14 protein-coding genes and 1 pseudogene are annotated in these 14314 nt (G+C 71.2%); 8 read left to right on the top strand and 7 right to left on the bottom strand.

Annotated features, from left to right (window positions below; genetic code table 11):
• The first annotated feature begins 42 nt into the window (after positions 1 to 42).
• On the top strand, positions 43 to 315 hold the full coding sequence (locus ACIRO3_RS25990) for a hypothetical protein (protein WP_404140834.1): 273 nt from the start codon (positions 43 to 45) through the stop codon (positions 313 to 315).
• A gap of 353 nt (positions 316 to 668) precedes the next feature.
• A complete protein-coding gene (locus ACIRO3_RS25985; RefSeq protein ID WP_404140832.1) occupies positions 669 to 1367 on the top strand; it encodes a tectonin domain-containing protein in 699 nt (232 codons plus the stop codon).
• Between the two features lie 85 nt (positions 1368 to 1452).
• Here ACIRO3_RS25985 and ACIRO3_RS25980 read toward each other — a convergent pair whose 3' ends face one another.
• The gene (locus ACIRO3_RS25980) at positions 1453 to 1953 is read right to left on the bottom strand and encodes an RrF2 family transcriptional regulator (protein ID WP_404140830.1); all 501 of its coding nucleotides are present in this window, start codon (positions 1951 to 1953) and stop codon (positions 1453 to 1455) included.
• An 84-nt stretch (positions 1954 to 2037) separates the two neighbouring features.
• Between ACIRO3_RS25980 and ACIRO3_RS25975 the strand changes: the two genes are divergently transcribed.
• Together ACIRO3_RS25975 and ACIRO3_RS25970 are read left to right on the top strand one after the other, a co-directional pair.
• Positions 2038 to 2775, top strand: a complete 738-nt coding sequence (locus ACIRO3_RS25975) for an NAD(P)H-binding protein (protein ID WP_365997104.1) — start codon at positions 2038 to 2040, stop codon at positions 2773 to 2775.
• 259 nt (positions 2776 to 3034) lie between these two features.
• A complete protein-coding gene (locus tag ACIRO3_RS25970) occupies positions 3035 to 3997 on the top strand; it encodes an SDR family NAD(P)-dependent oxidoreductase (protein WP_404140828.1) in 963 nt (320 codons plus the stop codon).
• A gap of 142 nt (positions 3998 to 4139) precedes the next feature.
• On the opposite strand, the gene ACIRO3_RS25965 is transcribed toward ACIRO3_RS25970, so the two are convergent.
• Complete coding sequence (locus ACIRO3_RS25965) at positions 4140 to 4472, bottom strand: glyoxalase superfamily protein (RefSeq protein WP_404140826.1); 333 nt, start codon at positions 4470 to 4472, stop codon at positions 4140 to 4142.
• 140 nt (positions 4473 to 4612) lie between these two features.
• On the opposite strand from ACIRO3_RS25965, the gene ACIRO3_RS25960 reads away from it, so the two are divergent.
• From ACIRO3_RS25960 to ACIRO3_RS25950, 3 genes are all read left to right on the top strand, one after another.
• Entirely contained in the window at positions 4613 to 5332 is a 720-nt protein-coding gene (locus ACIRO3_RS25960) for a helix-turn-helix transcriptional regulator (RefSeq protein WP_404140824.1), read from the top strand.
• Between the two features lie 32 nt (positions 5333 to 5364).
• Positions 5365 to 5874: a DUF3291 domain-containing protein gene (locus ACIRO3_RS25955; RefSeq protein ID WP_404140822.1), complete on the top strand. Its 510-nt coding sequence runs from the start codon at positions 5365 to 5367 to the stop codon at positions 5872 to 5874.
• Positions 5875 to 5967: 93 nt separating this feature from the next.
• The gene (locus ACIRO3_RS25950) at positions 5968 to 8409 is read left to right on the top strand and encodes a bifunctional serine/threonine-protein kinase/ABC transporter substrate-binding protein (protein ID WP_404140820.1); all 2442 of its coding nucleotides are present in this window, start codon (positions 5968 to 5970) and stop codon (positions 8407 to 8409) included.
• Positions 8410 to 8476: 67 nt separating this feature from the next.
• Here the strand turns inward: ACIRO3_RS25950 and ACIRO3_RS25945 are convergent, their stop codons facing one another.
• The 5 genes from ACIRO3_RS25945 to ACIRO3_RS25925 form a co-directional block, all read right to left on the bottom strand.
• On the bottom strand, positions 8477 to 8668 hold the full coding sequence (locus ACIRO3_RS25945) for a DUF4236 domain-containing protein (protein WP_361781469.1): 192 nt from the start codon (positions 8666 to 8668) through the stop codon (positions 8477 to 8479).
• Between the two features lie 172 nt (positions 8669 to 8840).
• Entirely contained in the window at positions 8841 to 11444 is a 2604-nt protein-coding gene (gene rph / locus ACIRO3_RS25940; protein WP_404140818.1) for a rifamycin-inactivating phosphotransferase, read from the bottom strand.
• 366 nt (positions 11445 to 11810) lie between these two features.
• Positions 11811 to 12041, bottom strand: a complete 231-nt coding sequence (locus ACIRO3_RS25935) for an I78 family peptidase inhibitor (protein WP_404140816.1) — start codon at positions 12039 to 12041, stop codon at positions 11811 to 11813.
• A 75-nt stretch (positions 12042 to 12116) separates the two neighbouring features.
• Positions 12117 to 12761, bottom strand: coding sequence for a GAP family protein (locus ACIRO3_RS25930; protein ID WP_404141189.1), 645 nt, complete (start codon positions 12759 to 12761; stop codon positions 12117 to 12119).
• Positions 12762 to 13043: 282 nt separating this feature from the next.
• On the bottom strand, positions 13044 to 13832 hold the full coding sequence (locus tag ACIRO3_RS25925) for a VOC family protein (protein ID WP_361781676.1): 789 nt from the start codon (positions 13830 to 13832) through the stop codon (positions 13044 to 13046).
• 362 nt (positions 13833 to 14194) lie between these two features.
• Between ACIRO3_RS25925 and ACIRO3_RS25920 the strand changes: the two are divergent.
• Positions 14195 to 14314: pseudogene (locus ACIRO3_RS25920) on the top strand (carboxyvinyl-carboxyphosphonate phosphorylmutase); the annotation flags it as partial.

The following is a 14314-nucleotide window of genomic DNA, read 5'->3' as shown; positions in this document are numbered from 1 at the left end:
CGCGCCGGCCTCGTGGCGACCCGGAAAGCAGATGTGCCCCCCATGCCTACCTCAACCCGCGCCGCCAGTGTCCTCACCGCCCTGACCCTCGCCCTCGGTGGCGCAGCCCTCCCCCTGACCGCCCATGCCGACATCCCCGCCTGCACCGGGATGGTGGAGCGGACCGGTGTCGAGGTGACCGATGCCGTCACCAAGGCGTGCCACCGCGGCGTCGTCAACGACCTGCAGAGCTGCGTGTCGGGCCTGACCGGGGCAGGCGTGCCCGCAGGTGCGGCGAACGGAGCCTGCCGAGCGGCGCCCCACGAGCCGCGCTGAGGCCGCGTTCGGGCGGGCCGACGCGCCTCGCCGACGCTCGACCATGCCCGCCGTGCTCGCCGCACTCGGAACGCGGGCTCGCACCGCTTCCGCAGGTGGCGGCTCCGAGACGGACGGCGGCCGCCGGGCGCGTCAACGTGCCACCCGCGAATAACCCACACGAGCGAGGACAGTTCGCGTCGCTCGTCAACCTCCCCATGCGACTCCACCCCCGGTCGGCGGGGGTGGCCGCTGCCGTAAACACCCCCTTAAGGACAAAAAGTCTGATCACTCTTCAAATCCGCTTACGAGGCGAATCGTTCCACTTGGGGAGCTTCCTCAGGCAGCATCCCAAGTCGAGAGGAGCCGTCATCGTGGCCGACTGGAAGCAGACCAGCGGAACCCTGGTACGCATCGCCGCAGGGTCCAGGACCAACGTGTGGGGTGTCAACGCGGCCGGAAACATCTACCGCTACACCAACAACGACGCCAGCCCCTGGCTACAGATCCCCGGGGCCCTCACCGACATCGGCGCGGGCGCCGACGGAACCGTCTGGGGCGTCAACTCCGCCGGAAACATCTACCGCTACACCGGCGACCGGGAAGCCGCCCACTGGAAGCAGATCAGCGGGGCGTTGGTACGGATCGCGGTGGGCTCCAGGACCAGCGTGTGGGGTGTCAACGCGGCCGGGAACATCTACCGCTACACCAACAACGACGCCAGCCCCTGGCTACAGATCCCCGGAGCGCTCACCGACATCGGCGCGGGCGCCGACGGAACCGTCTGGGGCGTCAACTCCGCCGGCAACATCTACCGCTACACCGGCGACCGGGAAGCCGCCCACTGGAAGCAGATCAGCGGCGGCCTGAAGGCGATCTCGGTCGGCTCCCGCACCTCGGTGTGGGGCGCGAACGCGGGCGGGAACGTCTACCACTACACCAACAACGACGCCAATCCCTGGGTACAGATCCCCGGGGCCCTCACCGACATCGGCGCGGGCGCCGACGGAACCGTCTGGGGCGTCAACTCCGCCGGGAACATCTACCGCTACACCGGCGACCAGCCCAGCTGATCCCCACCGCCTCACCCGGCACCGGTGCACCGCGGTACGGCCCCGCCCCGCCGCGGCGCACACCTCCTCAGTCCAGGCGGGCCGATCATTGCGCCCGGCTCCCGGAACCCCGCTCCGGGGTGAGCCACGCGCCGATGCCCGGCAACGCCTCGGGGCCGTTGTCGCGTTCCATCGAGGCGACCAGGTCGCCGATGGTGACACCCCGCAGCGACTCTCGCCAGGCGGCCTCGGCCTCCCCCATCACGCGGGCGATCCCGCACGGCTTCGCGCACTTCTCCGGCGGGGCCCCGAGCGGTCCGCGCTGCCGGATCTCCGTGCACACGAACGCCGGGTCCGCCCCGTCGACCGCCAGCACCACGTCCAGGACGGTGATCTCGGAGGCCGGCCTGGTCAGCGCGTACCCGCCGGTCTTGCCCTGGAGGGACGCCACCAGGCCCGCCCGGGACAGGGCCTGCATCTGCTTGGCCAGATAGCTGGGCGAAACGTCGTGCAGCAGCGCCAGTCGGGCGGCCGGTACGGGCTCGGACGCCGCGGTCAGCACCACGCAGCAGTGCAGCGCCCACTCCACGCCACCGGACAGTTTCATGCGCCCTCCATTTGACTCGGACACATCCTATCCGAGTATAATCTCGGACACGTCTTATCCGAGTTTGAACGAAGGGGCATGGTCATGAAGATCACGGTCATCGGCGGCACCGGACTGATCGGTTCCCGGCTCGTCTCCACCCTCCGCGACGCCGGACACGAGGTGGTTCCCGCCTCCCTGTCGACCGGGGTCGACCTGCTCACGGGCGCAGGACTGGACGAGGCGCTCGACGGTGCGGAGGCGGTCGTCAACGTGACGAACTCGCCCACCTTCGACGAGGCGTCCCCGGAGTTCTTCCGCACGACGATGGGGAACCTGCTGGCCGCCGGAGAGCGCGCCGGGGTCCGCCACCAGGTCGTCCTGTCCATCGTCGGCGTCGACCGGGTGCCGCAGCTGGACTACTACCGGGCGAAGACGCTCCAGGAAGACCTGCTGAAGCAGGGGCCCGCCCCGTACTCGATCGTGCGCGCCACCCAGTTCTTCGAGTTCATGGACGCGGTCCTCTCCTGGACCGCCGACGACAGTGCGGTTCGGCTGCCCTCCACTCCCCTGCGCCCGATCGCGGCGGACGACGTCGTCGCCTCCCTGGCCGAGGTCGCCACCGGCCGCCCCCTGAACGGCACGCTCGACGTCGCCGGCCCCGACGTCCTCCCCCTGACCGAGATCGGACGTCTCACCCTGTCGGCCCGCCGGGACCCGCGTGAGGTCGTCACCGACGAGCAGGCGGGCATGTTCGCGGCCGTCGAGGGCGACGTACTGGCGGGCGGCCCCGACGCACGCCTGGCGCCCACCGCCTACAAGGCGTGGCTCGACGCCCACTGAAGCCGGTGTCCGGGGCGAGGCCGTGCTCGCGCGGATCGAACCGGCACCCGCGTGCGGGGCGGTTGGCCCGCGTGATGTTCATCGGCGCGGTGCGGCGACGGGCCGGCGCCGTGTCGGCGGGACGTCGGCGGGGCGTCGGACCTCGGCGGGGTCTGTCGGTGGTCGACGGGTGATGTGTCGGTGGCCGCTGGAACCGTGGGTGTCCGGTTGCCCAAGGGGCGGCCACAGCCGCCCTCACCAACAAGGGAGTTCCGTCACCATGTCGCCCGTATCCGCCACCCCGCCCTGGAACGTCCACCGCCTGCCCGGGGCCGACGGCCGCGTCGTCCTGGTCACCGGCGGCAACGCCGGCATCGGGTACTTCGTCGCGGAACAGCTGTCGGCGACCGGAGCCACCGTCGTACTCGGCAGCCGCGATCCCGCCAAGGCCGAGATCGCCACGGCCTCGATCCGTGCGCGTGTCCCCGGCGCGCGGGTGCGGAGCGTACGGCTGGACCTCGCCGACCTCTCGTCGCTCGAAACAGCGGTGGGTTCGCTGGAGGTGGAACGACTCGACGCGGTGGTCCACAACGCCGGTGTCGCGCTCGACGACCCGCCGCGCGAGGAGACCGCGGACGGTCACGAGCTCATGTTCGGCACGAACCACCTCGGGCACTTCGCCTTGACCTGGTGGCTGATGCCGCTGCTGTCGGCCGCCCCGGCGGCCCGCGTCGTCACCATGGGCAGCTTCGCGGCGAAGTCCGAGCGACTCGACCTGGACGACCTCCAGTCCCGGAAGGAGTACCGGCCCAAGCGCGCCTACGGACGCTCCAAGTTGGCGCAGATGTACTTCGGCCTGGAACTCGACCGCCGTCTGCGCGCTGCCGGCGGTTCGGTGGCGAGCGTGGTGGTGCATCCCGGCGGCGCGCTGGACTCCCTCACCCCGTCGCGGCCGCCGGTCCACGTACGAACCACCGGCGCACGGCTGGGCGCGGCGCCCGCGGCCCTCCTCCTCCAGGGCAAGCACGCCGGCGCGTGGCCCGCGGTCCGTGCGCTGCTCGACCCGGCCGTGCGTGGGGGCCAACTGTGGGGACCGCGCGTCTTCGGCCTGCGCGGCGAGCCCCGACGCGAACCGGTGTGGAACCACCTCGCCGACCCCTCCGTCGCGGAGCGGTTGTGGGACGCGAGCCGTGACCTGACCGGCGTAGACCCCGGTGGGCTCGGGAGGTCCGGGCTCGGGTGACGGGGGGCGGCTGCCCGGCCGGGGTTTCAGGCGTCCGTCGAGAAGGTGGTGTCGAGCCAGTCGTGGATGCGGGCGAGGGCCAGGCGCATGGCGCCGGGGTGGCAGTGAGCGCCGGCGCCTTCCTCGGCGGTGCCGTGGGTGCTCATGTCGTAGGGGTGCCCACCCGGACCCGGTTGCCGTCGGGATCACGCAGTTCGATCTCGCGTGCCCATGGAGCTTCCTGCGCTTGGACGCCGAACTCCTGCGCGATGACGTCGACTTCGCGGACACGGAGGTAGACCAGCGTGTCGGGGCGGGCGTCTCCCGCATGTTCCGACAGGAACAACCTGACCCTGCCGCGGGCCACCTCGACGAACGCGGGAAACCCGGGTTCGAAGCGATGCTCCCACTGCCGGCTGAAGCCCAGGCGCTCGTACCACGCGACCGCCGCGGCAGCGTCCTCGACGTGAAGAATGGGAATGACTTCCTCGTCCATCGGCCCATCGTCCCAGACGGCGGGGATCGGACGAGCCCGCCGTCCGGCCACCGGGGGCGACGGTTCGCCGGGTCCCCGGGCCCGTCGGCAGGGCGGGCCGCCCTTCTATGTCCAACCCGCGTTGTTCCTAGAATGGCCGGGTGGAGGACATCGACGCGATCGCAATGTTGCAGGATCCGGTGCGGCGCCGCCTGTACGAGTACGTGGCGGCACAGGGCCGTGAGGTCGGCCGCAACGAGGCCGCCGAGGCGGTCGGAGTGGCACGCACCCTCGCCGCGCACCATCTGGACAAGCTGGCCGAGGTCGGGCTGCTGGAGAGCGGGAGCCGGCGCCTGACGGGCCGCTCGGGCCCGGGGGCGGGCCGACCCGCCAAGGTGTACACGCGGGCGCGGGCCGAGCGGTCGGTGTCGCTACCCGCCCGCGACTACCGCACCGTCGCCGAACTGCTGGCCGAGGCCGCCGAGCGGGCCGGGCTGGACGCCGAACTCTGCGCGGCCGCGCGCCGCCGGGGCGAGGCCCTGCGCGGCTCGGCGGCGCCTTGCGGCGGCCTCGAAGACGCCGTGCGGGTGCTGGCCGATCGCGGCTACGAACCCCACCTCGAAGACGCCGGGAGCCGCGAGGGCGTCCAGGCGCCCGAAGGCGCCGAAGGGACGGCCGAAGCGGCGTCACGGGTCGTCCGTATGCGCAACTGCCCTTTCCACGCCGTTTCGGAGCGCTTCCCGCCCCTGGTCTGCGGCATGAACCTCGCACTGCTGGAAGGACTGCTCGGCGCGGGCGACGGTCCCGTCCGCGCGCGCATGGACGCCCGCCCGGGAGAGTGCTGCGTGGTGGTCGAAGATTCTAAAAACAATGATGATTGACATAGAAATGCATGCCGTGTTGGGATGAGGCCATGACCGCATCCCCGCGCGCCGCCCACCTCGCCCAACTCAACGTCGCCACCCTCCTCCACCCCTTCGACGACCCGCGCATGGCGCCGTTCGTCGAGATGCTCGATCCGGTCAACGCGGCCGCCGACGGCGCACCCGGCTTCGTGTGGCGGCTCGTGGAGGACGGGGCGCCCGACGCCACGGGCCTGCGACCGGCGGGCGAGGACGTCATCGTCACCCTGTCGGTGTGGGAGACCCGGGAAGCCCTGTGGGACTTCGCCTACCGCAGCGGCCACTTGGAAATGATGCGGCGACGCCGCGAATGGTTCGAACGGCACGTCGAGGCACACCTCGTGCTCTGGTGGGTCCCTGCCGGTCACCTTCCGACCGTCGGCGAGGCACTGGAGCGACTGGCGGATCTACAGGCGCACGGGCCGTCCCCGAGGGCGTTCACCTTCGCCTCCTCCCACACCGCCGACGAGGCCGCCCGGCACGTTCAGGCCGCGCGGCCAACACTCCACCGATCGCCGTGACCGCGGCGTTCAGCGCCGTCACCTCGCCGTGGACTGCGGGATCAAGCCATCGTTCCCGCACCTGATCGGCCGATCAGGACCTAGAGTGTGCGCGTGACCGAGCAGAACCCCGAACTCATCGCCGGCAGGTACCAGCTTCTCGAACGCATTGGCCAGGGCGGCATGGGCCGGGTCTGGCGGGGCGTCGACCAGCAGCTTTTCGGGCGCGAGGTCGCCGTCAAGGAGATCCTCTTCCCTCCGGGCCTGGACGACCGCGATCGGGCCACGCTGGTGGGGCGCTTCACCGGCGAGGCCCGCGCGGCGGTCACTCTCAGCCATCCCGGGATCATCACCATCCACGACGTGGTGGAGCACCACGGCGCCCCCGTGATCATCATGGAGTTCATCCGGGGGCAGTCCCTCGCCGGGGCCATCCGCGAGGAGGGCCGACTGCCGGTGCAGCGCGTGGCGGAGATCGGCTCGGCCATGCTCGACGCGCTCGCCGAGGCGCACCACGCGCGGATCATCCACCGCGACATCAAGCCGGACAACGTGCTCCTGACCAAGGACCGGGTCGTCCTCACCGATTTCGGCATCGCCCACCTCGCGGACGCGACGACCAGGCTCAGCCACAGCGGCATCGTCATCGGCACCCCGCAGTACATGTCGCCCGAGCAGTTGGAGGGCAAGCGCCCGACTCCCGCCAATGACTTGTGGGCGCTCGGAGCCACCCTCTACCACGCCGTCGAGGGACGTCCGCCGTTCGAGGCCGAGGGGCTGCACGCCCTCGCGGTGGCCGTCTTCACCCGCGCCCATCGGCCGCCGGTCCATGCCGGCCCGCTGGCGCCGGTACTGGACGCCCTCCTCACCAAGGACCCGACGCAACGCGTCGGCGCGGCCGAGGCCGCCGAGTTGCTCGCGTCGGCACTGGAATCCTTTCCGTCCCGGACGGGTTCGGCCGCCGCGGCCACCAAGCCCGGGCCCGTACGGGACGTGAGCGCCGAGGCGACCCCCACCCCGACGGCGCGGGAAGCAGAGCCCTCCCCCGTCTCCCCCGTTCCGACACCCACCGCCAGGGACCACGCGTCGACAGCCCGGGAGGCCGAGCCTCCGGGCGCGGAGCCCGAGCCCCCGGTCCGGGAGGACGCGCCCCGGGCCGAGGAGGCCGTGGCAGGCGCCGGCCGCGATCCCGTACCGGGCCGGGCCGGCAGCACGCCCACGCTCGTCCCCCCGACCGAGGCCCTGGTGGCACTCGGCGGCGCGGGTGGCAAGGGCCACGGTGACGAGGCGTCCGCCCGACGGCGCGTCCTCACCCGGCGCTCGGTCGTCCTGGGAACGGCCTTGGCCACGCTCGCCGTCGGATCGGCCCTCACCTGGACCCTCACAGGGGACGACTCGCACCGCGGTGGGGCATCCGGCAATGGCCCGGTGGCCTCCCCCGTCACCGTGGTGATCGGTGTGGACGCACCCCTCAGCGGCGGCCTGTCGTCCTGGGGCGTCGGCATCAAGAACTCCGCCGACCTCGCGGCCAGGAACGCCAACCGGACCGCGCACGTGCCCGGCGTGACCTTCGAGATCAAGGCCCTGGACGACGAGGCCGGCCCCGCGAAGGGCCGGCCGAACGCGAGTCGGTTCGTCGCCGACACGGCGGTGCTGGGCGTCGTCGGTCCACTCAACTCCGGTGTCGCCCAGACCATGGTGGAACCGCTCGGGCAGGCGAACCTCGTCACCGTGTCGCCGGGGAACACCAACCCCGCGCTGACCCTTGGCCCCGACTGGGGCAAGGGCACGAAGTCCCGCCCGTACAAGACCTACTTCCGCACCGTCGCCACGGACGTCGACCAGGGTCCCTTCGCCGCCCGGTACCTGCACGACGAGGCCGGGAAATCGAAGCTCTACGTCATCGACGACAACGGCGCCTACGGCACCGGCCTCACGTCAGGGTTCAGTACCGAGTTCCGCAAGCTCGGCGGGAGCGTCGTCGGTTCGGACCGAGTGGATCCCGCGGCAAGCGACTTCTCGGGGCTCGTCGCGAAGGTCCGCGCGTCGGGCGCCGACGCGGTGTACTTCGGCGGCTACCACACCACCGCCGCGCCGCTCTCCCGACAACTCAAGCAGGCGGGCGTGAACCTGCCCCTGATGGGTGGTGACGGCATCTTCGACCAGCAGTTCGTCGCGACCAACGCGAGGGCTGAGGGCGACCTGGCCACGAACATCGGGGTGCCCGCCGAGGACTTGCCGGCGGGGGCGACCTTCATCGAGCAGTATCGGAAGGCGGGGTACCCCGAGCCGGCCGGTTCGTACGGCCCCTACGCGTACGACGCTGCCTGGGCCGTGATCGAGGGCGTGAAGGCGGTCGTCGCGGCCAATGGCGGGACCCTGCCGGCGGATGCCCGTACGAAGATGCCGCAGGCCGTGGCAGAGCTGTCGTTCGACGGCGTCACCGGCCCTGTCGCCTTCGACGGCTTCGGTGACACGGTCAACCGCCGGCTGACGGTGTACGCGGTGAAGGGCGGTGGCTGGACCGCCGTGAAGAGCGGCTCCCGCACCCCCTGACCCGTACGGCAGAACGGACCCCCGGCCTGTCCGGCCGGGGGTCCGTGGACGCGGCGCACCTCGTGGGTCAACCGCGGCTGGTCTTGCGCCAGCCGAAGGGGCCGGGCAGGTCCACCGAGGTGGTACGGCGTCCGGTACTGCTGTGCGTGCGGCGGGGGCCGTGCTTGCCACCACCGGTGGTGATCGACCACGACTTGCGGTTGATGTTGAGCCGGACACCGGGCAGGATCCTGAAGCTCTTGCGGAATGTCAGCGGCATGACGTCTCGCTTCCTCGGTGCGCGTAGGGACGGGCGGCCCGACTGCTGCTGCGTGCGGGCCAGTTGGCATACGTGTGTCCGGCGCCGCCCGTTCCATGCGCCCGCGGCCGGCTCGGTCGCGCTCACGGCGCTTTCACCGGATCAGCCGCCGATCCGATCCACCGATCGGCGGTCAGGACAGGATCTCGATGTACCCGTCGGTTCCGTGCACGCGGATCCGCTGGCCGTCCCGGATCAGTCGGGTGGCCCCCTCCACGCCCACGACGGCCGGCAATCCGTACTCCCGGGCGATGACCGCGCCATGGGTCATCAGGCCGCCCACCTCCGTGACCAGGCCCGCGATGGCGACGAACAGCGGCGACCAGCTGGGGTCCGTGAAGGTCGTGACCAGGATGTCGCCCGCTTCGAGATCGGCCTCGCCGATGTCAAGGATGACGCGGGCCCTGCCCTCGACGGTCCCCGTGGAGACCGGCAGACCGACCAGGGCGCCGGCCGGCGCGTCGTCACGCCGGTACGCCCCGGTGAGAGCCTCACCGTCCGAGGTGAGCACCCGGGGTGCCGTGAGCGCGTGGTACGACCGGAACGCGTCCTTGCGCTCCTGGATGAGCCGCTCGTCCGCCCGGTTCGTGCGCACGACATCGTGGAGTTCCTGGAACGTGAGGTAGAAGATGTCCTCCTTCTCGGGAAGCACACCGGCCTGCACGAGGCGCTCGGCCTCCGCCAGCAGGGCCTGCTTGTAGACGAAGGTGCGGCTGACGATGCCGTACTTCGGGTACTCCCGGTATCCGATGAAGGTTCTGACCCGGTCGATCATCCGCTTCGTCTCGTCGGCTTTCCGGTCCCCGTCCGGCAGCGCCCGCAAGCGTGACAGCACCTCCTGCTCCTTCGCCCGCGCCTTCCGTCGCCCCTGTTCGAAGCGCCGCTCGGCGGCGCCCGGTTCGAAGTTCCTGACGTTGTCGAGGACCACGGGTACGAGCGTGGTGGGACGCTCGCGCCAACGGGGCCTCGTGATGTCGATCTCGCCGACGCAGCGCATGCCGTACCGGTCGAGATAGGCCTCGATGGCCTCGCGCGCCTCGGTTCCGCCCGGGAGCTTCGCCAGCCGGTCCAGGAAGTCCTCGTCCTCGACGGCTTGCAGGAACTCCACGACCTCCGGGTGCGGACGGATCACGTCCGCGACGTCGAGCAGCGCCAGGCCCATCTCCGACGTGATGTTGTCGGGGGCGGACAGGGTGAGCGTGTCGGCCGCGTTCTTCTCGCCCAGCCACTCCCCCAGTTGGTCGTTGAGCCACCACGTGGCCTCCATCCCCGCCATGATCGCCTGAAGGCTCAGTGGGTCGGCGAGGACTCGTTTGTGCTCCTCGAAGGCCTCCCGCAGGAAGTCGAACAGCGCCGGGCCGCTCTTCGTCCGGATGTCGCGCTCCAGGGCGGCGATGGACGTCCGGCTGCGCTCGATCAGCTCGGTGACGACGCCCGGATCGGTCTCGATCGGGGCGGGCGCACCGCCGGCCGGCGGTCCGCCCGGAGCCGTGTCGGGGAGCGAGGGGATGAAGTCGTCGCGGTCGAGAACGGTCTCCAGCGCGTCCCTGACCAGCGGGTCGCCCTTTCCCATGAGGTCCAGGAGGCCGGCGCGACTCGCGGGCGAGGCCAGCCGCCGGGTGACGTCGACGAACAGCCTCCCGCCGGCCTCGTGCATCGCCACCATGGCCGTCAACCGCCACATGGAGAGCCCGAGGGGCTTCATGGGGTCGGTCATCATCTGCTGATGGCCGACGGAGACGTAGACGTGGTTCTCCCGGTCGTCGGTCTCGGGGACCGGGATGGGGAACAGCGTCGTGATCGGCCGGCTCTGCACGATGTGGAAGGCGTCGTCGGCCAGGCACCACTCGATGTCCTGCGGGCGGCCGAAGTGCCCTTCGATCCGCCGCCCGAGTTCCACGAGTCGTACGACCTGCGCATCCGTCAGGGCCGGCTGTTCCCGGCGCTGCGAGTCGATGGCCACTTCCCGCGTACCGCCGGCCGGCAGGGCGTGTACGGCGCGCTGTTTGGCGGCGATCGCCTTGGCGACGACTTCGCCGTCGCGCACCGTGAAGACATCCGGGTTCACCAGGCCGGAGACCAGGGCCTCGCCGAGGCCGAAGCCGGCGTCCACGGTGGCGACCTTCCGGTTGCCCGTGACGGGGTCGGCCGTGAACAGGATGCCGGACGCCTGCGGGAGGACCATGCGCTGCACGACCACGGCCATGTGGACCGTATGGTGGTCGATGCCGTTCCGCCGCCGGTAGATCACGGCCCGCTCGGTGAACAGCGAGGCCCAACACCGGCTGATGTGCCGGAGGATCTCCGCCGGCCCCACGACGTTCAGGTACGTGTCCTGCTGACCGGCGAAGGAGGCCGTCGGCAGGTCCTCCGCCGTCGCGCTGGAGCGGACGGCGTAGGCGACGTGCTCACCGTGCCCGCCGAGCGCGTGGGTGATCGCCGCCGCGACATCGTCCGGGATGGTGATCCCTTCGATGGTCCGGCGGATCCGCGCACTGAGCGTGCGGATCGCCTCCCGGTCGTCCGGGTCCAGGAGCGACAGCTGATCCAGCCGATCGGCGATCGACGGCGCTTCCGCCATGATCCGCCGGAAGGCGTCCGTCGTCACGCAGAAGCCACCCGGCACCCGGATGCCCTCGATCCGCGACAGCCCGCCAAGGTGCGCGCCCTTGCCGCCGACGACCGCGACGCGGGTCTGGTCCACCTCTTGAAGATCCAACACGTACGGCCCGATCACTGCGACACCTCCGACGAGTCGACCGGGCCGCTCCGCCGGTCGGACGGCTCACACTTCCGCACTTGCGCGCCGGCAACCCGCACCCGCGATCGCATCCACGCCCGCACCCGCACGGCCGGTTCCATCCCTGGATCGACGTCACCGCGTTCCTCGTACGTCGACAACAACACCCGCACCTCGCGGCCCCATTTCCGCAGGTTGTGGCATCAGACGGACGATTCTGCGCCATGCCCCGGGCCTTGCGGCAAGCCCCCCCACGCGCTATAAATTGAGAGTGGCAAGGAGAGAGTTCTCCTTGCCTTTGTCGTGTGCCGTCCCATCAACCGGGCCTCGACCTCTCGCGAAGCGGTGGACGCCGCACGCAGTTCATCCCACCCAAGCGCGCCGCACCGTGCCCTCCTCGACCTCGAAGTTCAGCCGGCCCGGGCGATATTCCATGGTCAACATCGTGCCCGGCGGGACCGTACGCACAGTCGACCAGCCCCGCCGGTGTGCCCGGCGCTCGGCCTCGCCGTTGTCGAGACCCACATAGCGCGTCGGGTCGTCGTCCGGTGTGGGAGAAGAGTCGGGTGTGGGAGAAGAAGCGGAAGCAGTCATGGTCCGCGTCTGCCCCATCGGCGCGCCGGCGATGCCCGTCCGCCGTCGCGGACGCCCTGCCCGCCACACGTGCCGTCAGGCGACCAGCTCGTAGATGCCCCGCGCTGCCAGCCACAGGCCGACGAGCAGGGACAGCGTGACGATCAGTTGCTCCTGGTGCTGCTCAGGCCAGTTCCGCAGGGCGTTCAACTTGGCGCCCGCGGCCGTCGGTGCCCAGACCGTGTACATCTCCATGACGATGAGGCCGAGCGTGGCCAGCAGGCAGTAGCCGGTCAGGGCGAGCCAGTCGGCGAGGGAGGAGAGGTCCGCGGCGACGACCGTCGCGGCGCCGGCGCCGACCAGCGCCCACGGCTGCAGCAACCACGCCAGCCCGGCGGCCGTGGCCAGGGAGGCGTTGTCCACCCGGGCGGTCCAGCGCGGTGGGCCGTGCGGGCGGGGCGGGCGACGGCGTCGGTGCGCGCCGTAGAGCACCAGCCCCAGTCCGATGGCGAGTTTCACACCCGCGACGGCGGTCGACGGGGCGCTGTGCCGGGCCGGGGGCTCGCCACCGGTCAGGAGCAGCACGCAGGCGATCACCACCACCAGGTTGGCGAGCCACGACAACAGGAACGCCAGGCCCTTGCGGGCGCCACGCCTCGAGGAGAGCAGCAGGATGAAGGCACTGTTGTGCAGAGGTCCCAGAGTGATGGCCGCACCGATCACGACCAGGTCGAGGACCATCCGCGCAGTCACTCCCGTAGGTCGAGACCCTCTCCCGCCTTGGACACAAGGGCTGGGCGGGCAGGGCGAGCAGGGTCGGGCTGTGATGTCACGGCGCCGCATCCCGAACTCTGCGCGCGGCGGTTCGACCGGTCAAGGAGGCCACGCCCACGTCCCCGAACGCCACGCGCCGCGCTCCGTCAGCACTCTGGCGGGCGCCGCCCCACCGCCCGTCGTGTCCCGGACCGCGACGGCGATCAGGGACACGGGACACGACGGTCGGGGCGCACTGGTGGTTCAGGGTTACTCGGGGACCGAGGCGGTGATCACCGAGAAGGCTCCGCCCTGCGGGTCGGCGAGGACGGCCATCCGGCCGGCCGCCATCTCGAAGGCGGGGGCGAGGACGCTGCCGCCGGCGCGGACCGCCGCGGCCTGGACCTCGTCGACGCTGTCCACGTGGAAGTACGGCTGCCAGTGCGGGGGAACGCCCGGCGGGAGCTTGGACAGGTCCATCATCCCGCCGACCGCGCGGCCGTCGACCTTGAACTCGATGTACTCCTCGGCGCCCGGCATCTCGGAGCGGGCCGTGCTGACGGGCAGGACGGAGGAGTAGAACGCGGACGCGGCCGGGAGGTCGGCGGTGGTCAGTTCGTTCCAGATGAGCGCGCCGTGTTCGTTGACGATGCCCGCGCCGTCGAAGCTGCCCGGCTGCCACAGCCCGACGACCGCACCCGTCGGGTCGGCGATCACGGCCATCCGGCCGAGGTCCATGACGCCCATCGGGCCCATCATGACCGTGCCGCCCGCGTCCCGGACGGACTTGAGCGTGCCGTCGATGTCGTCGGTGGACAGGTAGGTGGTCCACACCGTCGGCGGCAGCGGGTCGGGGACGCTGCCGTCCGGGTTCATGGCCTTCATGATCCCGGCGACCGGCTTGCCCTTGAGGGTGCAGACGGCGTACCCGCCCTGTTCGGCGGGCCCGACCTCGCCCTGCCAACCGAAGAGGTCGCGGTAGAAGTCGAGGGCCGCCTGCTGGTCGGGAACCATCAGGTCGATCCAGCACGGGGTGCCGGGCTTGTAGGGGCCGCTCATGTCGGGCACGGATGCCTCCGTCTGTGACGCTGGGGGGAAGGACGGGCCGACCCCTACCCGGCCCCCACGCCCCGAACCGGGCCGAACGGGTGACGTCGCGCCGCGCGCCGGCCGCGGGTGGTGCGGGGCCCACCTGTCCCACCCGCCGCGTGCGCAGGCCGACGCCGTTCACGGCGGGGGGCGGGCCGAGTTGTTGCAGGGACCTTTCTGTGATGAACGTGCTACGCCGTTGGCGTGAGGCGCCCGGCGCAGTAACCACTCCCCCGCAAATGGTCAGGAAATGATCTGGTTTGGGTAAAGCGCCGCCGTGTCGCGGCGACTGCCCACTCATCGATGCGCCCAGCCCCTGAAGGAGCCTGACCATGACGTACGGCAGTGAACTGCGGCAAGAGATCGCCAAGCCGGGCACCACACCCTTGATCGGGGTGTACGACATGTACTCCGCGTCGGTGGCGGCCGGGCACTACGACGGCATGTTCGTG

Origin of the sequence: Streptomyces sp. NPDC102278 (assembly GCF_044766345.1) — a bacterium.
GTDB lineage: Bacteria > Actinomycetota > Actinomycetes > Streptomycetales > Streptomycetaceae > Streptomyces.
The sequence above is the reverse complement of the archived record's forward strand: the minus strand, read 5'-3'. Positions and strand labels throughout refer to the sequence as shown.